At 29.0% G+C, this 24,075-nt stretch carries 24 protein-coding genes; 8 read left to right on the top strand and 16 right to left on the bottom strand.

Features of this window, described 5'->3' with window-relative positions:
* Positions 1-184 precede the first annotated feature (184 nt).
* A complete protein-coding gene (locus MPAN_RS04015) occupies positions 185-1,279 on the bottom strand; it encodes an endonuclease/exonuclease/phosphatase family protein (protein WP_176238732.1) in 1,095 nt (364 codons plus the stop codon).
* Positions 1,280-1,475: 196 nt separating this feature from the next.
* On the opposite strand from MPAN_RS04015, the gene MPAN_RS04010 reads away from it, so the two are divergent.
* The gene (locus MPAN_RS04010; RefSeq protein ID WP_176238731.1) at positions 1,476-2,450 is read left to right on the top strand and encodes a GNAT family N-acetyltransferase; all 975 of its coding nucleotides are present in this window, start codon (positions 1,476-1,478) and stop codon (positions 2,448-2,450) included.
* 37 nt (positions 2,451-2,487) lie between these two features.
* On the opposite strand, the gene MPAN_RS04005 is transcribed toward MPAN_RS04010, so the two are convergent.
* From MPAN_RS04005 to MPAN_RS03995, 3 genes are all read right to left on the bottom strand, one after another.
* Entirely contained in the window at positions 2,488-3,441 is a 954-nt protein-coding gene (locus tag MPAN_RS04005) for a DUF4097 family beta strand repeat-containing protein (RefSeq protein WP_176238730.1), read from the bottom strand.
* Entirely contained in the window at positions 3,404-3,760 is a 357-nt protein-coding gene (locus tag MPAN_RS04000; protein WP_176238729.1) for a PadR family transcriptional regulator, read from the bottom strand. Before MPAN_RS04000 ends, MPAN_RS04005 begins: the two co-directional genes overlap by 38 nt.
* Before the next feature lie 108 nt (positions 3,761-3,868).
* On the bottom strand, positions 3,869-4,813 hold the full coding sequence (locus tag MPAN_RS03995) for an L-lactate dehydrogenase (protein ID WP_176238728.1): 945 nt from the start codon (positions 4,811-4,813) through the stop codon (positions 3,869-3,871).
* Positions 4,814-4,932: 119 nt separating this feature from the next.
* Here MPAN_RS03995 and MPAN_RS03990 point away from each other — a divergent pair, with 119 nt between their 5' ends.
* Positions 4,933-5,889: a glycerophosphodiester phosphodiesterase family protein gene (locus MPAN_RS03990; RefSeq protein WP_176238727.1), complete on the top strand. Its 957-nt coding sequence runs from the start codon at positions 4,933-4,935 to the stop codon at positions 5,887-5,889.
* A 29-nt stretch (positions 5,890-5,918) separates the two neighbouring features.
* On the opposite strand, the gene MPAN_RS03985 is transcribed toward MPAN_RS03990, so the two are convergent.
* The gene (locus MPAN_RS03985) at positions 5,919-6,848 is read right to left on the bottom strand and encodes an epoxyqueuosine reductase (protein ID WP_176238726.1); all 930 of its coding nucleotides are present in this window, start codon (positions 6,846-6,848) and stop codon (positions 5,919-5,921) included.
* 243 nt (positions 6,849-7,091) lie between these two features.
* Here MPAN_RS03985 and MPAN_RS03980 point away from each other — a divergent pair, with 243 nt between their 5' ends.
* On the top strand, positions 7,092-7,934 hold the full coding sequence (locus tag MPAN_RS03980) for a TPM domain-containing protein (RefSeq protein WP_176238725.1): 843 nt from the start codon (positions 7,092-7,094) through the stop codon (positions 7,932-7,934).
* A 10-nt stretch (positions 7,935-7,944) separates the two neighbouring features.
* On the opposite strand, the gene MPAN_RS03975 is transcribed toward MPAN_RS03980, so the two are convergent.
* From MPAN_RS03975 to MPAN_RS03935, 9 genes are all read right to left on the bottom strand, one after another.
* Entirely contained in the window at positions 7,945-8,778 is an 834-nt protein-coding gene (locus MPAN_RS03975; RefSeq protein WP_176238724.1) for an RluA family pseudouridine synthase, read from the bottom strand.
* Positions 8,779-8,859: 81 nt separating this feature from the next.
* Positions 8,860-11,034, bottom strand: a complete 2,175-nt coding sequence (locus tag MPAN_RS03970; RefSeq protein WP_176238723.1) for a glycosyl hydrolase family 18 protein — start codon at positions 11,032-11,034, stop codon at positions 8,860-8,862.
* A gap of 116 nt (positions 11,035-11,150) precedes the next feature.
* Complete coding sequence (locus MPAN_RS03965; RefSeq protein ID WP_176238722.1) at positions 11,151-12,440, bottom strand: Glu/Leu/Phe/Val family dehydrogenase; 1,290 nt, start codon at positions 12,438-12,440, stop codon at positions 11,151-11,153.
* A gap of 256 nt (positions 12,441-12,696) precedes the next feature.
* Complete coding sequence (locus MPAN_RS03960) at positions 12,697-13,794, bottom strand: GMP reductase (RefSeq protein ID WP_176238721.1); 1,098 nt, start codon at positions 13,792-13,794, stop codon at positions 12,697-12,699.
* A 106-nt stretch (positions 13,795-13,900) separates the two neighbouring features.
* On the bottom strand, positions 13,901-15,079 hold the full coding sequence (locus tag MPAN_RS03955; protein WP_176238720.1) for a quaternary amine ABC transporter ATP-binding protein: 1,179 nt from the start codon (positions 15,077-15,079) through the stop codon (positions 13,901-13,903).
* The gene (locus MPAN_RS03950; protein ID WP_176238719.1) at positions 15,079-16,116 is read right to left on the bottom strand and encodes an ABC transporter permease; all 1,038 of its coding nucleotides are present in this window, start codon (positions 16,114-16,116) and stop codon (positions 15,079-15,081) included. The genes MPAN_RS03955 and MPAN_RS03950 overlap by 1 nt, the downstream gene beginning before the upstream one ends.
* Positions 16,117-16,187: 71 nt before the next feature.
* Positions 16,188-17,156, bottom strand: coding sequence for a glycine betaine ABC transporter substrate-binding protein (locus tag MPAN_RS03945; RefSeq protein ID WP_176238718.1), 969 nt, complete (start codon positions 17,154-17,156; stop codon positions 16,188-16,190).
* Positions 17,157-17,319: 163 nt separating this feature from the next.
* Positions 17,320-17,937, bottom strand: coding sequence for a GntR family transcriptional regulator (locus MPAN_RS03940; protein ID WP_176238717.1), 618 nt, complete (start codon positions 17,935-17,937; stop codon positions 17,320-17,322).
* A 47-nt stretch (positions 17,938-17,984) separates the two neighbouring features.
* Positions 17,985-18,503, bottom strand: a complete 519-nt coding sequence (locus tag MPAN_RS03935; RefSeq protein WP_176238716.1) for a hypothetical protein — start codon at positions 18,501-18,503, stop codon at positions 17,985-17,987.
* Positions 18,504-18,618: 115 nt separating this feature from the next.
* Between MPAN_RS03935 and MPAN_RS03930 the strand changes: the two genes are divergently transcribed.
* Together MPAN_RS03930 and MPAN_RS03925 are read left to right on the top strand one after the other, a co-directional pair.
* Positions 18,619-19,278 carry a hypothetical protein gene (locus MPAN_RS03930; protein ID WP_176238715.1) on the top strand — a complete coding sequence of 220 codons (660 nt, stop codon included), beginning with the start codon at positions 18,619-18,621 and terminating at the stop codon, positions 19,276-19,278.
* Positions 19,279-19,335: 57 nt separating this feature from the next.
* Positions 19,336-20,259, top strand: coding sequence for a DMT family transporter (locus MPAN_RS03925; RefSeq protein WP_176238714.1), 924 nt, complete (start codon positions 19,336-19,338; stop codon positions 20,257-20,259).
* A gap of 14 nt (positions 20,260-20,273) precedes the next feature.
* Here the strand turns inward: MPAN_RS03925 and MPAN_RS03920 are convergent, their stop codons facing one another.
* Both MPAN_RS03920 and MPAN_RS03915 read right to left on the bottom strand, forming a co-directional pair.
* Positions 20,274-21,269 carry an HAAS signaling domain-containing protein gene (locus MPAN_RS03920; protein WP_176238713.1) on the bottom strand — a complete coding sequence of 332 codons (996 nt, stop codon included), beginning with the start codon at positions 21,267-21,269 and terminating at the stop codon, positions 20,274-20,276.
* Complete coding sequence (locus MPAN_RS03915) at positions 21,269-21,607, bottom strand: PadR family transcriptional regulator (protein WP_176238712.1); 339 nt, start codon at positions 21,605-21,607, stop codon at positions 21,269-21,271. The genes MPAN_RS03920 and MPAN_RS03915 overlap by 1 nt, the downstream gene beginning before the upstream one ends.
* Before the next feature lie 235 nt (positions 21,608-21,842).
* On the opposite strand from MPAN_RS03915, the gene MPAN_RS03910 reads away from it, so the two are divergent.
* The 3 genes from MPAN_RS03910 to MPAN_RS03900 all read left to right on the top strand — a co-directional run bounded on the left by MPAN_RS03910 (position 21,843) and on the right by MPAN_RS03900 (position 24,024).
* Positions 21,843-22,667, top strand: coding sequence for a nitroreductase family protein (locus MPAN_RS03910; RefSeq protein WP_176238711.1), 825 nt, complete (start codon positions 21,843-21,845; stop codon positions 22,665-22,667).
* 118 nt (positions 22,668-22,785) lie between these two features.
* Positions 22,786-23,478: a class I SAM-dependent methyltransferase gene (locus tag MPAN_RS03905; protein ID WP_176238710.1), complete on the top strand. Its 693-nt coding sequence runs from the start codon at positions 22,786-22,788 to the stop codon at positions 23,476-23,478.
* Between the two features lie 18 nt (positions 23,479-23,496).
* On the top strand, positions 23,497-24,024 hold the full coding sequence (locus MPAN_RS03900) for a peptidylprolyl isomerase (protein WP_176238709.1): 528 nt from the start codon (positions 23,497-23,499) through the stop codon (positions 24,022-24,024).
* Positions 24,025-24,075 lie beyond the last annotated feature (51 nt).

Below are 24,075 nucleotides of genomic sequence, written 5' to 3'. Positions count from 1 at the left end.
TAGATAAATCATTTTTGAAACATTTTTGAAGAGATTTCAAAATATATATAATATTATAATTTATAAATAAAAAAAAGTCTATATAAATCGAAAAATTAATTTTTCTTATATAGATATTTTTATAAAATAAAAACAACCTTATGATTATTGTTTTTATCTTTTGTATATAATTGTTTTATAATATTTAATCTATCAGCTTAAATTTCATCACAACAGGATTGTGATCACTATATAAGAATTCATGATTAATCGTCATGACATTATATGCTGTTAATGGTTCTACTTGTGTTAGTTCAATATTATCTGAAACGATAAATCCATCAATTAAATAATATTGTGTATTTTCTGAATCTTTGTCATAAGGTTGATTTAAAAGTCTACATGTTGGCTCGCTTAAATCAACTTCAAATCGATATCCATTAGGTATAAATTCATCTTCAATCGTATATGCTTCATAAAAATCAGAGTTAACTGGATATAAATTGGCTGCCTCTGGAAAAGTTTGGTTAAAATCTCCACCCACTACAACATAATTACCCAATTGCTTTTGTTCTTCTAAAAATGCTTTTAAATATGCCATTTCTTGATCTCTTAAAGATCCATCACTATCATAAGCTGACATATGCAGATTTACAATAATAAGTTCTTTATCACTACCATTAATTTCAAATGATGAAACCATCATTGCTCGTTTTAAGTTAGCAACTCTTAAAGGCCAACTAAATGCTCCTGGAAATTGATGACGTTCACTATCAGATACATCATATTTAGTTAATGTTTGTATGCCACTTTCAACAGATCCTATATAGTCTGTTAAAGATAATGGAAATGGAACGAATATTGATTTAAAGTTAAGTGCATATTGACTTGAATACATGTCACCTAAAGATTCTTTTATACCATCTACTTCATTTAAATTATAACTTCTTCTAGCTTTATGATCAACTTCTTGAAGTAAATAAAAATCTGAAGGATAATCATTTAAAATGCCTTTAATGCCCTCAAAATAATCTTCGACTACACTTAAAGAATCTGCTCTACCTTTTTGACCACCATCCATCACAAAATCTTCATCTTCACCTAATCCTGCATAACCTATATTAAACGTCATGATTTGGTATATCTGATCTAAATTAATTGTTTCTTCTTGATTATTTGATATTTGAACTGTTTCTAAATCATCAGGTCTATATTCAAATACAGTTAAAGTCCCTACAAATATACCCGCAATCACTATTAATGCAAGTACAACTTTTGATAATATTTTTATAATTTTCATATATCCTCCACGTGTTCTAGATTTAATCTTTTCTACTTATAGTATATCAAGAACTTAAATAAAGTGTTAACAACTAAACATAAAAATCAGTAATTAATGAAAATATATGTCTAAAAACGAATAATTTCTTGCTTTTAATTTATTACTTATAAGATTTGATATAATGTGATTATAAAAAGCAATTGGAGATCATTATATGTCAATCACTCTTTTACAAGAAAAAGATATAAACTTTGCATTAACATTTTTAAATAAAAATATAAATCAATATGATTTACTATATAAACCTTTTGATTTAGAGACATTTGTTTCAAGTTTCTTTTCTATTAGTTCTTTATATCATACAATAACACTTATTTATAAGGATAAAGATCAAATCATTGGTCTTGCGAGTGCTTCGTATATACCAAAACAAAATAAAGCTTATATAACTTTTCTAATGGTTGACATAAATCATCAAAAAAAAGGAATTGGAAGTTCATTATTACATAAACTTGAAACTATATTGAGTGCGACAAATCAAAATATTTCTAGCTTAGATATCGTTTTTTTTAACCCTGTTCATCTAAAGTGGCATATGCCGTTTAATGACCTAATAGAGCATCCTAATGCGCCTGGCATCGATAGAGATAGCTATGCATCTAAGTTTTTTACAAAATATGGATATGAAGAATTTGCAATTCAAAATATATATTATAGGAATTTAAAAGATTATACTCAATCAGAATATACACTACGTAAACTTAATAACTTACTGGTAAAAGAAATTGAAATCACTTTTTATGATGCACATAAACATTATGGATTTGATCAACTCTTCGATTCTTTACACAGCAAAACATGGGAATTTGAAATTAAATCAGCTATTGAAAAACAAAAACTTCCAGTTTTAGTTGCCGTTAAAAACGATTTAATCATTGGGTTTGCAGGTCCACTTTATGTAGAAAGCAACATGAGAGGATATTTTGCTGGTATTGGTATACATGCTGAATATCGAAATCTTGGTATAGGTTCATTGCTTTTTTCTAAACTCTGTTTGAATTTAAAACTACTTGGTGCACATTATATGACACTTTTTACTGGAGATAATAATCCAGCAAGAAAAATATATGAACAAGAAGGTTTTGTTATTCAAAAAACTTGGTCAAATTTAAGAAAATATATAAAATAAAGGATGAGTAATTTACTCATCCTTTTTCTATTTAAACTTAAATTTCTATATTAATATGACCACTTATTGTAGATTTGCTAACGATTTCAATATCTTTTTTTTCTTTATTTTCTATATTGATATCTCCACTAACGGATTGAAGTTTAACTCTATTTGGGTATAATTCTTCTCCATCAATATCGCCACTTACAGTATGAAGTTCAAGTGTATCACATGTTGTGTTCCTGATTTGGAAATCACCACTTACGGTATTTAATATAAGATCATGTTCAATTTCAGCATGCTTTATTTCCATATCCCCACTAACTAAAGAAACAATTAACTGATCTGCATTAAATGACTTTAATACAATATCTCCATTTACAATATTTAATTTTGCTTTTTTAGTTATCAATTTTTCAAGTTCTAAATCACCATTTACTCCGCTAAGCTTTAAACTATTTGAAGTAAGATCGTTTACTTCCAAATCACCATTAACCATATTACACATTATTGTATCAATAAGTGCTTTTTCAGGAATAAAGATTTTAAAATCATTTGATGAAGAAGAGCTAAAGAAACTAGATTTATTTTTATTTTTTGCAACTATACGCAATTCATTATCATTAAATGAAACTTCATATTTATCTTCTTTAATTTCCTTTTTGCTTAAGACATGGATTTCTTGATCATCTGAAAGTTCGATAGATACATCATCAACTACAAGATCTATAACTATGTCAATAGGTTTACCATTAAGCTTAAAACTCATTTTTTTAGCTAATGTTTTTTTAGCTTCTTTTTCATTAGGTTCAGATTTTTCATCAAACGCTAATTCATCTGCTAAGACTTTTGGTGAGCCAAATCTAGAGTTCAAATCCTCTTCACTAACACCATCGTCAATAGCCTGACTAATCATTTCTTCATGATCATTTATAATATCTTCAATTTCTTTTTTACTCATGCCTTTTAATTCAAGTTCTTTCTTTAAATCTTCTAAAAATTTCTTCATATTTTTTTCCTCCTTTATTAATAATGTGGTACACACCACCAATGAATTGATCCCATTGTTCTCTTAATTTGATATAGTATACAAAACCTTTTTCAGACATCTTGTAATATTTTCTAGGTGCACCTTCATTCGATTCTTTTAAATATGTTTCAAAATAGCCTTCTTTTGTAAGTCTTCTTAATATAGGATAGATTGCATTTTCGCTTACATCAATGTGCTCTGATAATTGATTGATAATCTCATATCCATAATTATCTTTTTCAACAAGTATTGATAAAACACATAATTCTACAATACCTCTTTTAAATTGTGCATTCATAATAACCTCCTTATGTATTAATCATAACACAGTAGTATACGTAATGCAATACCTATTTATAAATATTAAATTAAAATAAAAAATGCATGATATAATCATGCATATTTTTTAGAATTCCATTTGATCTAAAATATCTTTAAGTATTTTAGCTGATTCTTTTAACTGAACTTGTTCTTTTTCGTTTAATTTCAATTTGACAATGTGATGAACACCTGCACTATTTAAAACTGCAGGTAAACCAATATACAAGTCAGGATCAATATCATATACACCATCATTATAAACAGATATTGGTATAATTCTATTTTCATTATTGATAATAGCGTGTGTTATGCTTTCTAAAGTCATTCCAATACCATAATAAGTTGCTTTTTTTCTTTTAATGATTTCATAAGCAGAATGTTTTACACTATTATGAATAGATTCTAAATCATCAAATGTGATTTCGCTCATCGATTCAATAACATCAACCATAGGTTTAACACCAATATATGCATTAGACCAGCAAGCAAATTCACTATCTCCATGTTCACCTAAAATATAAGCATGAATGTTAGAAACAGATATATTGATTTTTTTTGAGATTTCATATCTTAATCTTGCAGTATCTAGAGATGTTCCGCTTCCTATAACTTTTCCAGAAGGTAGTCCTGATGCTTTTTTCGCAACATAAGCTAAAATATCCACTGGATTAGATGCAACCATAATAATGCCATCAAAACCGCTTTTCATGACGTCATTAACAACTAATTTCATAATTTTTGCATTTCTATTTAATAGATCTATACGTGTTTCGCCTTCTTTTTGACTTACACCTGCAGTTATAACCACTAAATCTGCATCTTTACAATCACTATATTCTCCTGCATAAATTTTCATTTTTCTAGGTGCAAAAGCCATACCATGGTTTAAATCCATCGCTTCGCCTTCTGCTCTATTTTTATCAATATCTATTAAGACTAATTCCTCACAAGTCCCTTGATTAAAAACTGAATACGCATAACTCATTCCAACCATACCAGTCCCAACAATAACTACTTTACTTTTTGGCATATAACTCACTTCCTTCATATCTATTATAACATTTATATTTTATTTACTTAATATAACGCTAATCCAAATATATTCCTATATTTTATGATACAATTAAAAAAAAGCTTAAAGGAAATTTTATGAAAACAATTAAACGACTAACAATCATTCTATTAATTATGTCAGTTATTGCTGCAACCCTAATTTTTGTACCTAAACCAAAATTTGAAAGAACAAACCCTTTTTTATCAGAGGATTTACCATTGGTTATGGCACATGCCGGAGGTAAAGGGGTCTATCCTGATAATACAATGCTTGCCTATGAATATTCATTTGATCTTGGTGTTGATGTCTTAGAAATGGATGTCCAATTAACTCAAGATGATGTTTTAGTTCTTCTTCATGGACAAAATAATACTGGAAATACTATATCTCATAGCAATTGCGACGTTGTCGTATGGGAACAAGACTATGATTATTTATACCAAAATTGTAATTTTGGATATAATTATCAAGAAGATGATGAAACTTATCTTTATCGTGATATGACAAAGGATCAATGGCAAGATGCTAAAGTATATCTACCAACATTAGAAGAGGTTTTTATTAAATTTGGTAAAAATACACTCTATAACATAGAAATAAAAGCTGATGCAGATGCTCCAAGACAAAGAACAGCCGACAAATTATATGATCTAATTGAAGTCTATGATTTAATGGATTATGTTTTAGTAGCTGTGGCATTTGATGATATCAGTGACTATTTAATTAGTACCTATCCTGATCTCTATATTTCAACTAGTTATGGAAGTGCACAATCACTTGTTATTTCAATTTATATATTGACTTCTTCATTTAGAAAAGCACCTAAATATGCTGCTGTACAGGTTCCTACTTCTTATGGTTTACCTGTGATACAAACAATAAACCTAGATACAAAATTTCTAGTTGCTACATTACACCAACACAATATGGCAATGCACTATTGGACCATTAATGATCCCGATGAGATGAGACACTTAATAGAAATCGGTGCTGATGGTATCATTACCGACTATCCAGAATTACTTATGGATATCTTATCTGAATATAATTAAAAATAATAAATAAAGCCACTCTTGTGGCTTTATATCTTTTTAAGCTTATCTAATATGTTATATGCTGTATCTTGATACCAAGATACAGTTTTTTTATCTAAAGATTTTTCAATTAAATCAATATAATCTTTGTTTTTTTGTTTTAGCATCAATGTAAGTGCATTTCTCATCAATATAGTTTTACCTTTCCAAAGATAGGCCATGTCTTTATAACTCTCTTCAAATGCTTTGTTTGATAAACTAAATAAATCTTTTATTGATACTGTCTCCTTACCCGACAAATCGAATTCCGAATGCTGAACAATCCCTTTATTAATGTTTTTAGGACAAACCATCTGGCATATGTCACACCCAAAAAGACTGTGATTTGATTTAATTTGTGCTTCTGTTAAAACTTTTTTTTCTTGATTAAAATAACTCATACATTTTTCCATATGATATTTGTTTTCTTCTAATGCCTGTGTTGGACAAGCTTTAATACAAATGTCACATGTGCCACAATCATCGAAAACATCTAAAACAAATTCCTGATCTAGTGGGCAATCGATTAAAACAATTCCTAAAAACATATAAGATCCATAATTTTTATTAATTATTAGTTGGTTCTTACCAAAAAATCCAATACCTGCCAATACTGCAGCTAATCTTTCATCATACGGATGATTATCTACACCTAGTTCATATTTATAGTCAAGTTGTTCCATGACTTTTTTAATCCTGTTTTTTAAAACATAATGATAATCTTGTCCAAAAGTATAAAATGATGGGACTAGATGTGTGTGTGTGTGTTTGATAAACCTTTTAGGATAGCTTAATGCAACAACAACCATAGTAGGATAATTAATATCAATTTGTTTTTTATGAAGTTTTTTAGCTTCTTTTTGATACGTATCAGTATGTATAATACCAACTTCATCAAATTCAGTTAAAAATAATTTTCTTAAATCTTCTGATCTCATGGTTGTTCCTCCTCTTTTATATAGTCATACTTAAAAACGGCTTATCCATCAGTTCAATGCTATATATATTTTAACATAGTTATTTATGAGTTTGACTTAATTCTATTGCATAAACATATTATAAACATATAAAACTCATTAAAAATACTTCTTTTTAATTTAATTTCTTTGCTATCTATGAGATTAAAGTATATAATAATTTAAACAAGTTTTTCTTGTTTTTGTGATATTTGGAGGTTTTTTATGAATCAAATTCAGCATAAAACCAATATAACTACATATCATAGGTTTATCACTAAACTACTTGTGCTGATGACTTTTTTAACTTTGTCACTAGTTCTTTTAGGCTGTGAAACAAGTCAAGTCCCAAAACCAACTAACTTATTTTATATCAATGATTTTGCAGAAGTTTTAACTGATGCAACCGTAATTAATATCGCAAATGAAGGGAAACGTTTATATAAGGATACGAATTCCTATATAAATAGTGGTACTGAACTCGTTGTTTCTACTTTCTTAGTTGATAATCAAGAAGATATTGATGCATTTGATTCTTCTAATCTGTTTTATCAATGGGCTGTAGGAAGGGAAGAAATGGGTTTATTGGTTCTTATTTTCTTTGAAAAAACAGATACAAGAATTGAGCTTATTGACACAAAAATTGAAGTGGGTACTAGATTAGAAAATTTCATCACTAAAGCTCAGTTAGAACTCATTGTTGATCAGACGTTATATCATGCAACTTGGGATGATGATGATTATATTGATTTACCAATTATGCTCATGTATTATGAAATTTTAGAAGCAATTTATATGAATGTCTATGATTATGTAAGTTTCACTTATGATATGGAAATTTATGAACTATATATAGCTTCATATCGAAGTGATCAAGAACCTTCTAGAGTTTCAATGTCATATATTGAATATGCTCTATTTCAAATTGGAATAGATAATGACATCTTATTAATATCTATCTCCATGTTTACGGTATTATTAATTTCCCTATCTTATTACATTATTAGACGAGATACAAATCTCACCATATTAAAAAGAGAAAAAAATAAAAATAAAAAAGAGCTATAAGCTCTTTTTTTTACGCGCTTTGATTTGTATCTATTTCAAACAACGTTCTACTTCTAGGATGTATGAATTTAATATGTTTAAAATGCAATTTCAATCCTTGATCTTCATTTTTTTTCACTCCATATATTTCATCATTTATAACTGGATGATTGATATATGCAAGATGAACTCTTATTTGGTGTTTTCTACCACCGATAATATTCACCTCTAATAGTGTTTGATTTTTAAATCTTTTAATAACTTTATAATAAGTTTGGGCATCTTGTCCATCTTTTGTTACTCTTTGTCTGTTTTTATGTCTATCTTTTCCAATAGATTCCTTGATCCATCCTTCGTCTTTTTCAACCACACCATTTACATAAGCTAAATATGTCTTTTCTACTTCTCTTTCTTCAAAAAGTCTAGATAAATAAGCATGAGATAATGGATGTTTAGCAAAGACTAAAAGACCACTTGTCTCATAATCAATACGATGAACAGGTAATATAGGATAATTCGTTTCATAATGAAATGCAATTCTATTAGTTAATGTATCATTTGTAATTCCATCTGTATGTACTAATATAAATGCTTGTTTATTTAAAATAAGAATATCTTCATCTTCATAAATTACTTTAATATCTCCATCAAAAGGAATCAAAGGATTTGTATGAAATCCAATAAAATCTAGTGATAATTGATCATTTGTTTGAAGACGTTCATCAAGACCTTTATACACATGATTAAGCAATGCACTTTTATGTAGTTCAAAATTGTATATCTTTGATTTTGATAAATGAAAAGATGCTAAAAACTCTCTAATCTTTAATTGATTAAATTGTGCATCTATTTGAAAATTAATCATAAAATCACTCCTTAAGTATACTTAAGTATAGCATATTTAAAATAATAAAGTCATAGACAATCTATGACTTTATCTTTATTTTTATTTTTGTAATCCTGTTCTCATCGCTTGTAGTAAGACACCTGAGGTATCCGTTCCATATTCCCAAAACATCATGCCACCAAGTCCTTGGTCGATAATATAATTACTTTTTTGAAGAATCGATCTTGGACTATCATAAGAAATGAATTCAGTTCCATCATTTTTTAATAAATAAGGAACTCCTGCTGCTTGATCGTAATACTCTGTATATGTTGAAAGATTTAAATATGTATTATAAATCTCATGGTAATATACTGATCCAGCTGCTATCCATGACGTTCCAGATTTAACTTGCTTCATGCCATAAAACGCAACTCCAACAATAATTTTTTCATAATCGATATTATAACTAGCCTTATAATCTTTTACACTTTCATCTATTGAAGCTGTTGATAATGTTCTACCCACTAGATATGTAGGATTATGATATGTTGTTTGACGATATAGTGGATTTTGATATTGACCATTAGCGCCAGTGGCACCATATGTCATTAAATTAATATAATCAAGATATTGAGCTGAAAAATTTAAATCATATTTAGGAGGTTGCCACATGCCACCACCTATTGCAGCTGTTACTAAATGATTTGGATTATTATCTTTAACTTTCTCATAAACTTCTTTCATTAGTGCTGTAAATCGTGTAGTTTCTGCAGTTGATGGTGTTTCCCAATCAATATCTACTCCATCAAATCCATATTCATTAATGAATAAAACAATTTGATTAGCAAAGTTTGTTATAGTTGCTGAACTGCTTGCAATTGTAGACCATGATGAACTCGGTGCAATTGACATAACTACCCAATTTCCATGTATTTTAGCTTTTGGCATAATATATGTTGTTACGTTATTTAAAAAATTAGAACCCGCTAAATTACCTTGATCATTTGCAACTATAAAAGCTGTGTTTATGACATCTAATGTTTCAAAGAAGGCATCATTAACAGCTTGATATTCTCTATAAATATAGCTTGAAGCTATTGGTTTTTCTAAAGACTTATATCCAAGAGATATCACATCAAAAGTGCTTGTATCATCTGAATCTTCAGATGTTATATGTGCAGTTAAAGTAATTGTTTTTTGTTGATAAGGACGATTAAATACACCTTGACTATCAATGACTTCATCATCGCTTGATGTCCAAGAAATATCAAAACTAGAATACTGTGTTGGAAGACTAATACTTGACTCTGTTTCATCAGGTATAATTGATCGAAGATAATTATTTAAATCTATCATTGAATATGCCTCCCATCTAGCTTCATAAGTCACTTCAAAGATTTCATCAATACGTTGATATCCTAGATAAGTTGTAACTTCTAGATCACCATTAAACCATCCAATAAAGCGATATTCATCTCTAATAGGTGTTGGAAGTTCTTGTTGTTCATAAAGTGTTTTACTAAATTGTTCTCCAATAATATCAGAAGTATAAAATGATACTTGCATATCCCCTGATTGATAGCTTAAAACATTTTGATCAAAGATAACAAACCTTAATTCTTTAGCAAGTGATGTATATGATTCAATTGCTGTAAGTGTTTCTGCAACTGGATAATAATTATCCAAAGCTAAAATAAAATCATATTCTGGTAATTCAAAATTTTCAACACTATTTGTTGCTGCATCTATGAATACAACCTCATATGCATCATATAACTCGTTGTAATTAATAAATATTTTATGAAACCATCTTAATGAATAACGATCACTATCTACTATAGTAAATGTTTCACCTGAACCATCATTTAAACTTTGAATGGTTAATCTTTGATCGGGTTCAACATCCATGAAATCATGTTTAGTAAGTTCTCCACCATTAAGATTAAAGGTTGCTTCAACTTCTACTAATACATTAGGATTAATATCATCGATATTTCCAAAACTATATGTTAATCTTGATTCATTAATGAAATATGTGTTTTCATTGATTAGCATATCATTAATATAAAATTTAAAACTCTCTGAAAAAAATACTTCTTCATTTAATTCAATCACAACTATATATGTATCATCTTTAGATAAAGTTGCTTGAAAATTTTCAGAATCAAAAGAAAGCACTTCTGTATCTATATCAATATAAAGACTTGCATCTTTAAGTGTTTGTATTTGATTACAACTCGATAAAATTATGATAAACATAAATATTGCTATCATTGCAAAGCTTTTTTTCATAAAATCACCTTTCCTCTTTACGCTTATAGCACTAGTATACTTGAAATCAAATCATAAAAGTATCTATTTTTATCTTTTGATAAAATATTTCAAAAAAAAAGGGGATATAATCCCCTTTAAATCCAACCTCTTAATCTAACAGCATCTGCAACTCTAGTAATTGCGATACCATATGCTGCATCTCTCATATATAAATCTTTTTTCATAGCTAATTTATAAACTGCATGAAATGCATCAGTCATTTTAATATCAAGTTTTGTTAAGACTTCATCAAGTCCCCAATAATAATTCATATTACATTGAACTTGTTCAAAATAACTACATGTAACACCACCAGCATTACATAAAAAGTCAGGAATCAAAAATATTTTTCTATTTTTAATAACTTCATCAGCTTCTGGAGTTGTAGGACCATTCGCGCCTTCTGCAATCATTTTAACTTGTTTTGATATTTGTTTAACATTATCTTTAGTGATTTGATTTTCAAGTGCACAAGGAAGTAAAATATCAACATCTTGTTTAATCCAATCGTCACCATCTAAACATTCACATCCAAGTTTTTCTATAGCTTCTGTTTTATTAATTGTTCCATATCCATTAGTGATTTTTTCAATCTCTAAAATAGGAATACCATCTAAATTTCTATATGTGTATGCTTTTTTATCATGTATATCCCAACTGCTTATTGCAATAACTTTTCCACCTAGTTTTGTATACAACTTAGCAGCATATAATCCAACTTTACCAAATCCTTGAAGAGATGCAGTTGTATTTTTAATATCAAGTCCTAAAGCTTTTAATGCTTCTCTTACTGTATATATAACACCATAGCCAGTGGCTTCATTACGCCCTAAAGAACCACCCATTCCAACAGGTTTTCCGGTAATAGCACCTGGATAATGTCCACCATAAATAACTTCTAATTCATCTAACATCCATAACATATGTTGTGAGTTTGTCATTACATCAGGAGCAGCTACGTCAATCACTGGACCAACATTTTTCGACAATTCTCTAACATATCCACGGCATAATCTTTCTTGTTCACCTAAAGACATTTCTCTTGGATCACAAATAACGCCACCTTTACCTCCACCAAGAGGTATATCAACTACAGCACATTTCCATGTCATCCACATAGATAGCGCTCTAACTGTATCTACTGTTTCTTCTGGATGAAATCTAATCCCACCTTTTGCAGGACCTCTTGCATCATTATGACTAATTCTAAAACCTTTAAATACTTTAGTAATTCCATTGTCCATTTTTACAGGTATTGTAATATGGATTTCTCTTTTTGGTTGTCTAAGAATATCTTTTGCAGCCTGTTCTAAATTAATGTTTTCTGCAACGTTGTCAAATTGTTTTTGTGCAATTAAGTATGCATTGTAATTTTGTTCTTTCACAGCATTTTCTCCCTTGTAAATTTTGCATTTTTGTTTTTAATTACTTTACTTATCTAAGTATAACCGTGTTTAAAAAGAGACCATTAATCTCTACATATCTTCATGATTTTTTTAACTCATCTGTCTTCCATAAATATTGTAACATATGATTAAAAAAAATGAAAGCGCTTTTATATATTTTCCATATTTCTTTTTAATATAAAAAAAAGTGCTTATAAGACAACTAATTAGATTGTCTTATAAAGCACATAAATTCTTATTTATTTGGCTCTCTTCCATCACCAAATATTTGATTAAACTGGCGATGAACTCTAACGAATGTTGTTGATCTAGCTAAATTCTTTAATGTTGGCGCACCAACATAAGTACACGTAGATCTTAAACCACCTAATATATCTAATACTGTATGATTTAGATTTCCACGATAAGGTATTCTAACAGTCTTACCTTCACTTGATCTATATTCAGCAACTTGTCCATAATTCTTTTTCATAGCAGTTTCTGAACTCATTCCATAAAATCTAATATATTTCTTTTCATCAATATAAGGTTTGCTAGTTTCTAAATTAACTTTACCATTTAAGACATATTCAGTAATGACTTCTCCACCACCTTGATCATGTCCTGCAAGCATACCACCCAACATAACAAAGTCTGCACCAGCTCCAAAAGCTTTTGCAACATCTCCTGGACATGTACATCCACCATCACTAATGATATGTGCACCAAGACCATGAGCCGCATCAGCGCACTCAATAATAGCTGAAAGTTGAGGATAGCCTACTCCTGTTTGAATTCTAGTTGTACATACACTACCAGGTCCAATACCGACTTTAACAATATCCGCACCTCTTAATATAAGTTCTTGTGTCATATCAGCTGTCACAACATTGCCTGCAATAATTGTATGTTTTGGATAAGCTTTTCTAACTTTTTGAACAAAATCTCCAAAATTTTCAGAATATCCATTAGCTACATCTATACAAATATATTCAATGGTTGGATGTGCTTTTAAAATAGAAATCAAATTTTGATAATCTTTTTGATTAGTTCCTGTACTTACAGCAAATAATTTAGGATTGATTTTATCTTTTACTTTATCTAAATCTTCTTTTTCATATGTTTTGACTAAACATGTAAATAGACTATGCTCTTGTAAAGCTAAAGCAACATCAATCATACCGACACCATCCATATTTGAAGCCATGATTGGTATACCAGTATATGTTTTATTACTGTGTTTGAATTGATACGTTCTATTTAAATCAACATCTTTTCTACTTTTTAAGGTAGATCTTTTAGGACGGATTAATACATCACTAAAATCCAGTTTTTGGTCATCTTCTATACGCATATTTTCTAATCCCCTTATCTTTATGATCCCCTTATCATTATACATAAATATTTAAGAAACTTAAAGATAAAAAGTTATTAATTTATTTTTTAAACACTAAAATATTTTATTCGGTAAGGGCTTCTAAGACATCATCATAACCAAGGACGCCTCTAAGTCGACCTTTTGAATCAGTTACTGGTACATCATAATCAGATTCTTTCAAATCTTTTAAAACGTCTTTCAGATAACTATTTCTTAAGATGATTTGATAACCTTCTGTTACTACAAGAGCTCTTAATGTTTTATTTCTTGTTTTTTCTAGTGCTTCTTTTTCAACATACCCTATTAATATATTTTTTTCATCTGTTACATAGCATACTTCTATTTCTTTATCTTCCATGAATTTAATTACATCATCTACCTGATCATTAACTGAAGCAGAATTTTTAATTTTTCTCATGACATTTCTAACTTTTAAGATACGTGTTCTATCCACATCTGCAATAAAGTCTCTGACATAATCATTTGCAGGATTTTTGAAAAAGTCCGTAAATGTACCAATTTGAACAACTTCTCCATCTTTCATTAGCGCAATTTTATCACCCATTCTAAATGCTTCATTCATATCATGTGTGATAAAAACTATGGTACGTTGTTCATCATCTTCTAAAGTCAAAAGCTCGTTTTGCATTTCTCTTCTAATTAAAGGATCTAATGCACTATATGGTTCATCCATTAATAGTAATTTAGGATCGTTAGTTAAAGCTCTTGCAAGCCCTACTCTTTGTCTCATTCCGCCACTTAATTCTTTAGGCATAGAATGTTCCCAAGTTTTTAAACCAACTGTTTCTATAGCTTCCATACTTTTTTCTAAAATTGTTTTTTTATCAGCTTTTTGTATTTCTAATGGATATTCAACATTTCCTAATACAGTACGATGAGAAAATAGACCAAAATGTTGGAATATCATCGATACATCTTTTCTTCTATATGCTAATAACTCATTTTTATCAAATAAAGTAATATCTTTCCCATCAACATAAATATGACCTCTAGTTGGTTTATTTAATAAATTTAGGGTTCTAATAAATGTTGATTTACCACTTCCTGAAAGCCCAACAATAACAAATAATTGATCTTCTTCAATTTCAAAATTCACGTTTTTGTTTGCAACAGTTGCTCCAATTTTTTCTTTAATTTCTGTTGGAGAAAACCCTTCATCAATTAGTTTCAAGGCTTCTTTTTTCTGTTTTGGCGTACCAAAAACAACGGTTAAATTTTCAACTTTAATTGCTACACCCATTAAGCTTCACCTTTTTTCACTTCAAGTTTTTTTGCGACACCTTGTAAGAGTCTATCTAAAATAATTGCTAAGAATACAATTGCAAACCCTCCTACAAACCCACTACCAATATCAATATTACGATTTGCAACCAATACAATAGATCCAAGTCCACCTGCACCAATCATTGATGCAATAACTACCATAGCTACAGCCATCATTGTAGTTTGATTAAGTCCAGTTGCTATTGTTGATAAAGCTTGTGGTATTTCTACTTTGAATAACAACTGTTTTGAAGTTGATCCAAATGATTTACCTGCTTCAATCATCTCTTTATCTACATTTTTAATACCTAAAAAAGTTAATCGAATAAGCGGTGGAACCGCATATATGATAGTAGCAAATGTTGCTGGAACTCTACCTATACTAAATAACATAACTGCTGGTATTAAATAAACAAATGACGGAATCGTTTGCATCATATCTAATACTGGTTTTAAAATGCTTTCTACCCTATATGATTTAGCCATCCAAATTCCAACTGGAATCCCAATTAAAAAACTTATAAAAACAGAAATAATAATGATTGTCAATGTCGATATCATTTCATCCCATACTCCAAAAATACCTATAAGTAGTAATAAAGATGATAAAACAATTGCTGTTTTATAATTGTATAAATACTTAGATACAAAAAATAGTAAGATTACAAAAATCCACCATGGTGTATCTAAGTTTCCTAAATTCAAATCAATTGCAGGATTTTGTATGACAAGATTATAAAATAAAAGCCACACAAATATTAAACCCACTACATATCCCCATGCAAACTTAACTTTCTTAAATTTAACTAATACAAGATATAAAACAACCGCAGCACCCCAAATCCACCATGGTGTTTGTGTTAATAAATTACTTACAAAATCAATTGATGTAAGTATAACAATTCTAAAAAATTCAAATAGCCAAGAAAATACATTTTTAATCCAATTAAAAATGCTATCTATGATTTCTGCTGTTTGCTGACCAAAATCTAAAAACTCTGGAAAATTAAACATATTTATTTTCATTCCTTTCATAAAAATAATATGTAGTGCGCGGCACTACATATCATTCCAGGCTCACTTTATTATAGTGAAGCCTCTACTTTATCTTTAATATCTTCAGGTACCCAACTACCCCACATCTCAACATTATTTGATAACCACCATGCTGCTGTATCAGCTGCACTTAGATCATTTTCTGCCATATATGCAAGCGCATCAGATGCGACTTGTGCAGATGTTTTATAGTTTTCTAAAAATGCTGTGATTTCTGGATAACTTTCTCTAAATCCAATAGATACTACAATAGTAACATCATTAGTTGGAACCATTCCAGCACCAGTATCTTTATTATAGACTGCATCATCTTTCAATAACACCATGTCTAATAAACCCATAATTGTTGTAGGTTCCCAGTTATAGCCAACCCAAGGTTCTTCATCTTCATATGCAGACATTAATGTTGCATCTAATAATGCTGAAGATTCTAAAGGTCTAAATTCAAAATTTGCTTCTAATTCTGGATAACTTTCAGTGTTTGTAAACTTATTCATTAAGAATGCTGTTACTTGCCATCCTGATGGACCACCAAAAACAACAGCTTTATCAGTTTCCGCATTCCAGTTTGTTACTTCTGGGTCAGGAAACAATTCTTTATGATCTACTAAATCAGTTATATATTCTAAATCGTATGCTTCTGCTAAATATGCAGGCACATAAATACCTTGATAATTATCATTAAAGTTAGTACCTAACTCTTCATAATTACCTTCATCAAGATCGGCTTGATATGTTGGCATATTATCTGACCATGTTTCAATGTTTAAATTAATAGATCCTTCTGTAAGTGATGCTATCAATAATGGTGTATCAACAACTTTAATGTCTACTGTTACGCCATACCCTTCTTCAATAATAATTTTTGCTACTTGATTATAAAATTGATTGGATTGCCAATCACCTTCACCAATAACAATTTCATTAGAATCATACTGACAAGCAGATAATCCTAGAGCTGAAATTAAAACCAGTGTCATAAATAATAGTTTTTTCATATTTTTGTCCTCCGTTTGCTTTCTACAATCCATATTCTATCATAAGGTTGTCAGTTTGTAAAGAATTAAAGGCTTTATTAAGCGGAAAAATACTGTTTTAACAGTTTATAAAAACGTTATCATTAAACATAATATTGCAAAATAAAAGCCCTTGTTAAGGGCTTTAAGAGTTAAAAAACTTTTTAACTTTTCTTTCAATCTCATCGTTTCCTAAAATGTAGAGTTTCATCGAAGCACTTAAGCATGTATCTGGACTAGGGGCTTGATAAAATAATTTTTCTTTTTCATAAGCTACAATCATAGTTTCTGCTTTATCATAAAGATTTATGGATGCTATGGTTTCGCCTATATGATTAGATTGCTCATTTAATTTAATAACAAAGTACTCAAAAGGGAAAAGTTCGCTTTTAGTTAATTGCATGATTTTTTTTATTTTTTTATGAAGATCTTGATTCATTTTTGTAGACTGTTCTAACAAATCCAATGTTTCTTCAAAATGTTTTTTTGATGAGTTCTTCTTTTTGTAATCACGAATATAGGCACTCGCGTTTTCACTAGATATTACAATGATGCCACTTCTATCTTTAACTTTTACAACATGATAAGCATGTAATAGTTCAATGGCTTTTCTAATGGTTTCACTAGATACATTATATTTAGAAGATAATAAAGATCTACCACTTAACTTTTCTAGTTCTTTAATATTTCCTGAAACAATATCTTTTGCAAGTTGATAAGCTATTTGCTCATATCGTGCTATATTTTTTTCATCTGTTTTCATTTTATTTGCTCCAATTTAAAGATCGATTGATATTTAAATAATTCGACCTATGCTTCATCTTCTTCTTCATTTATAATAATTTTATCTTTAAAGTATTTACTAATATCTGATTTCCATCCATTGTTATTACTCTTAAATGAATTAAAACTATATGGAAAAAAGATTGTATTAATAATAGGAATCAATAGTAACATGATCCAAGTAGGATGCCACACATTTGTTACAAATCCAATAGTAATATATATAACAGAAATACCAACAGTAACTATTTTTCTAGGTGTGAATCTTTTTTCTACAATCATGTTAACAAGTGGTATAAGTAAAAACACTGTCCATCCTGGATGCCATAACTCAAATCCAAAACCTAACCATAAAAATACAATAAGGGCTATTAATGGTATTAAATCATTTACTTTTTTAAATACATTTTTTGATAATAATATCCAACTCAATGGAATTAACAGAAAAAACGACCATCCTAATTTCCAATTTTCTAAATATAATCCTGCTACTAAGAATAGCATTGTTGAAATCAATGGCATTGCTGCTAAAAGTCTTCTTCTCATAAGATCACCTCTTTTGTATATTATATCATACAATAAAAACAAGTAAATAACTTCAATTGATTGAAATATATTTACATTTAATATATAATTCAATTAATAGATGGAGGTAAGTATTATGAATAAAGCTAAATATGGTTATGGTTGGGTTTTAAAATTTGTTTTAGCAGCTATTTTATTAGGTGTTGGTATCTATATGGTATTTGCTGACCAGGTGGTTTATGCAATCACTGGGATAACAATAGTTATTTTTTCATTATTTAGAGTTTACCCATTAATCAAATCATTAAATAAAGAAGTCTTAAGAACTATAAATTTAATTGAAATTATTTTTGATACATTAATTGGTGTCCTCATTATTTATATTGCATTTACTTATAAAGATTCATTAAGTGATGGAAATCTTTGGAGTCAAGTTTATAGATTTTCTCTTGCGTTCTTCTTTTATGCAAGAGGCTTAGTATTCTTTAATTCTGTTGTCTTCTTAGGTGAAAAAACTGAAGTCCCTAAATTTTGGATTCATATAGTTGTATTATCCTTAGGTGCGATTATCGCTGTCTATCCAAATTTTGACTATAACGTGGTAGGAATCTTTTTCTTAATCATCTCTTTATTTGGAGCAGGATATCTTGGTTATGATGGATATGGTGGCTATAAGAAATATAGACAATACTCTCTTGAGTTAAATGATGGTGATGCAGCAACTAAGAAAAAACAAAAACAAGCGCCTCAACCAGTCATCGAAGAACCTGAAGAAAAAAGACCATACGTAAACTAAATATATTAAAAACACTGACTATATCAGTGTTTTTTTAAGCATTATAAGGAGAATCACATGACAAGAAATGTTCATATCGCAGGCATATTATTTGCAACTATATTTGGATTTTCATTTTTATTTTCAAAAATTGCATTAAATTATGTCAGTCCTATTGGCTTAATTGCATATCGCTTTTTAATTGCTTTTATTGCATTTGAAATTTTGCGATTGACGAAAGTCATCAAAATAAAGATCCAAAGATCACAATTTAAATATCTTATATATGTTGTATTATTTCAACCAATTTTATATTTCTTGTTTGAAACATATGGGTTGCAGTTAGTTTCAAGTGGAGAAGCTGGCATGATGATTGCTTTAATTCCAATTTTTGTAGCTATCTTAAGTGCTGTGATTATAAAAGAAAAGCCAAAAGGTATTCAAGTTTTATTTATTTTACTTAGTTTTGTTGGCGTTCTTTTCATACAATTAAGTAAAATTGGTCAAGAAGAAACATCTCAATTTTTAGGCTTTGTTTTATTATTATTTGCAGTTATTTCTGCAGCACTATTTAATATTGCTTCAAGAACTGCTTCCACTAAGTCACTAAGACCTATGGAAGTGACATACTTTATGATGTTATTTGGTGCTTTGATATTCAATATTATTTATATTATTCAATTACTCATTGAAAATAGAGTGTCAGATTTCATTACCAATCTTGCTCAATTTGAGATCATAGGTCCTATATTATATCTTGGAGTTGTTGCATCCATTGGTGGTTTCTTCTTAGTCAATCTAGTTTTATCAAAAGTTCCAGCACATGTTTCATCAATTTATGCAAATCTATCTACAATTGTTGCAATCATAGCTGGAGTCCTTTTATTAAATGAATCTGTAACCATTTATCATGTTATTGGAAGTATTTTTATTATCACCGGTGTTTATGGTACTGTAAGGTTTAATGCTAGGAGTAAAAAAAATATTAAAGCGCCTTATTAAGGCGCTTTTTATTTTTATTTAGCATTTTTTGGTCTTAGCGTTTTTATCCATGTTGCGATAAGATCTATCGCTGATAGTATACTTACGATAACACTAATCCAAATCGCTCCTGTTTTTATACCATCTTTAAGATAAACAACAGTTACTTCCATTTCATTTGCAAGTTTTGTAAGAAATCCTGTAGTTATTAGTCCTACTTGATTGATAAATACAAGACCTATAATGACGGATAAAATTGTGGAAGCTGTATAAGCTGCAGCTAGTTGTATATTCCACTTCTTGTAGTAGATTTTTAACAATTGAACCATAAATCCAATAATTGCTGAAATGATGAAAAATATAATAAATTGATCTGTAATATTTTTATCAAATATTCTCGTAATCAAAACGTCATTTTCATACCAACCGATAACATTTATATATCTTAAGAGTATAACAATGAAAATCACTGAAAATATAGTGTTGAATATAAGACCTACTATGCTGCCTGTTCTAGATATTTTTGATGATTTAACATCTGGTAAATCAGGCAGATCTTTAACTTTCCATTCATTTGGGCTAGTTTTCCCTTGATAACGATCAATAAGCCAAAATATAATAGTCACAAAGAAGAAAACTGTCATGAGAGTCGAACATAATTCATTTAGTATACTTCCAAAAATAGCAAATATAGTCTCAAATACTGTAGCTTCATTGATATGAATAATTGCTTCAATTGATGAAATCACTAATGAGATAGTTAAGGCAATAATCGCAACTAGTTTTAAAACTCTAATATAATCATCATAATAAAGTGGTGAAATGACATATCTTTTATCCTCTTTATAATTATTTGCAATCACTCTAGGGCTTCCTAGCTTGTGAAGAACTTCACTAATATCATCATCTGTTGGATTTTCATCCAACATATCATAGATATGTGCATTTAACTCTTCTTTAACATCTTCTTGCATTTCCTTAGGAAGTCTTCTTGTTACATCGTAAATATAACGCTCTACATATTTTTTCATTATTTATTCTCCTCAATAATTTGGTTAACTTCTTTAACCATATCTAACCAAGCACTTGTTAAATCTTTTAATATTTCAGTCCCTTGTTCATTTAATTTATAATACTTTCTAGGTCTAGATTCTGTTGTGTCCCATGTAGAATCTAGCAATCCTTGTTTGTCTAGTCTTCTAAGTAGTGGATATAATGTTCCAGCTTCTATATTGACTTTTTTTTCATTTAAGACTTGTAATAAACTATATCCATATTGCATATCTTTCAATGCATCCAATACAATCATGATTTGTGTGCCTCTTTTTAATTCCATAACCATGTTGTCTAATAGATCTTTATTTGCCATATTCTCACCTCTTGATTTCATTATACTGTATGACATACACTATTGTCAATAATATAATATTATTTTTTTTACTTTTTATTTTAAAAAAGTCAAAAATAATGAAAATTCTATGCTTTTTATATATTCTCAATATAATATTTCTTATCTAAAGCCTTTTCATTGTAATTTATGCTTGTAACACTTATAATAAAATTAAGAAATATCTTGTTTATTTTTAAACTTATAGGAGGCTTATATGCTAAATTTAATTAAAGAAAGAAAATCTGTAAGAACTTATCTTGATAAAGATTTAACTGAAAAAGACTTAAAGACTGTTGAAAAAATCATTGAAACTTATAACAATGCTGAAGGATTTTTCAAGCACAAAGTAAAACTTCAGTTTTTTAAAAAACCATTTCTTAATGATAGTAAAAAAACTAAAATCGGGACGTATGGATTTGTTACAAACCCTAGATGCTTTATTGCTGGTTGTGTTGATAATTCTTTTTATGGTATGGTAGATTACGGTTTTATTTTTGAAAATATGATTCTTGAATTATCAAAAAATCATCTATCTACAGTATGGCTAGGTGGTACATTTGAACGCAAGACTTTTGATTTCATGCAAAAAGATCATGAGATTGTTCCTACAATCACACCTGTTGGCTATGAAGACAAAGTTCAATCACAAAAAGAACAAGATGTTAGAGAACATGTACATGCAGATCAAAGAGTGCCATTTGAAACATTGTTTTTTAACGAATCTTTTGATCAACCACTTTCAGAAAGTCACAAACTAGCTGAATTATTCGAACTTGTAAGATTCGCACCATCTGCAGACAATAAACAACCTTGGCGCGTATTAGTTAAGAAAAATAACGTCCATTTCTATCTTCATAGAACTGCAGCATACCAACAACAATTAGAATTTGATGTTCAAGCTATTGATATGGGAATCGCTTTAAGTCATTTTGTTAAAGGCTTAGAAGATAAAAAAATTAAATTTGAAGTCACTAATGACTTTGTAAATATTGATTTACCTCATTTAGAATATGCATTTTCTGTAAAACTTAACAATTAAATATCATATATCTTTTGAAACTTAAATAAACGTGATAAAATACATTTATAATCATTCACGTTATATAACAAAAAACTCAGCTACATGATACGTGTAGCTGTTTTTAAAAGGTGATCATATGTATCAACTACTAAGTTCGTATTATGACAAGTTATTTAAGTTTAATCCAAAATTAAAAGATTTTGTTTTTCCTTATATAACCAAACAAAAACATGCACTTGATTTAGGGTGTGGAACAGGTAGACTTACACATATGATTCATACATTAGATATGAATGCTTATGGTATTGACCTAGATCATCACATGATAGATATGGCCAGATCTAAATATCCTAATTTATCTTTTGAAGTCACAGATATCCTTGAATATATGGATCATTCAAATCAAATGTATGATTTGATAACTTGTTTTGGTAATACTATTGTTCATCTGGATTATGCTTCAATTCATCACCTTTTTAGACAAATCAAGCTTCACTTAGATAAAAACAAATATTTTATTGTTCAATTGCTTAATTACACGAAAATCTTAATTGAAAAGCCTGATAGTCTTCCTGATCTTTCTGATGATCATGTATTATTAAAAAGAAATTATATATACTATAAAGACCACATCACCTTTGAAACTATTTTATTTAAAGACGACGACATCTTTAATCTTGGTTCTGCGACTCTATATCCTTATACACATTTAGCTTTAATTGATATAGGTAAGCAATATGGCTTTGAAGTTGAATTGTTTGGAAAACCTGATTTCGCTTCTTATCAATACGATGACTCACACGTATATATCGTGTTTAAAAATATATAAAACGAAAGGATACAACATATGAATTATAGAAATTATTTACACAAAGACAACCCAGTTGTCACAATCACAGTTAAGAAATTTGGACAAATTACTTTGGAATTATTTTACCAAGTTGCTCCAAATACAGTTAACAATTTTATCTCTTTGATTAATAAAGACTACTATACAGATCTTATCTTTCACAGAATTATACCTGGCTTTATGATTCAAGGCGGTCAAGGTGATAAAGTTAAATCAATTACCGGTGAATTTGCACAAAACGGTTTTGAAAATCCTTTAAATCACACAAGAGGTGTCATCTCTATGGCACGCACCAATGATCCTAATTCAGCTTCTTCTCAATTCTTCATTATGCATCAAGATTCTAATCATTTAGATAGTGCTTATGCAGCATTTGGTGGTGTAACTTCTGGTATAGAAGTTGTTGATTTAATTGTTAATCAACCAAGAGATGTTAAAGATAGACCTTATGATGATATAGTCATTGAAAAAATTGAAGTAGATTTAAAAGGAAAAGTTTATCCTAAACCTGAATTATACTTATAAACACAAGTTAAAACTTGTGTTTTTTTTATAATTTTAGCCTTGTTTATAATG

Origin of the sequence: Mariniplasma anaerobium (assembly GCF_016865445.1) — a bacterium.
In the GTDB taxonomy this organism is placed as follows: Bacteria; Bacillota_I; Bacilli_A; order Acholeplasmatales; family Acholeplasmataceae; genus Mariniplasma; species Mariniplasma anaerobium.
This window is presented reverse-complemented; position numbering and strand designations above follow the sequence as displayed.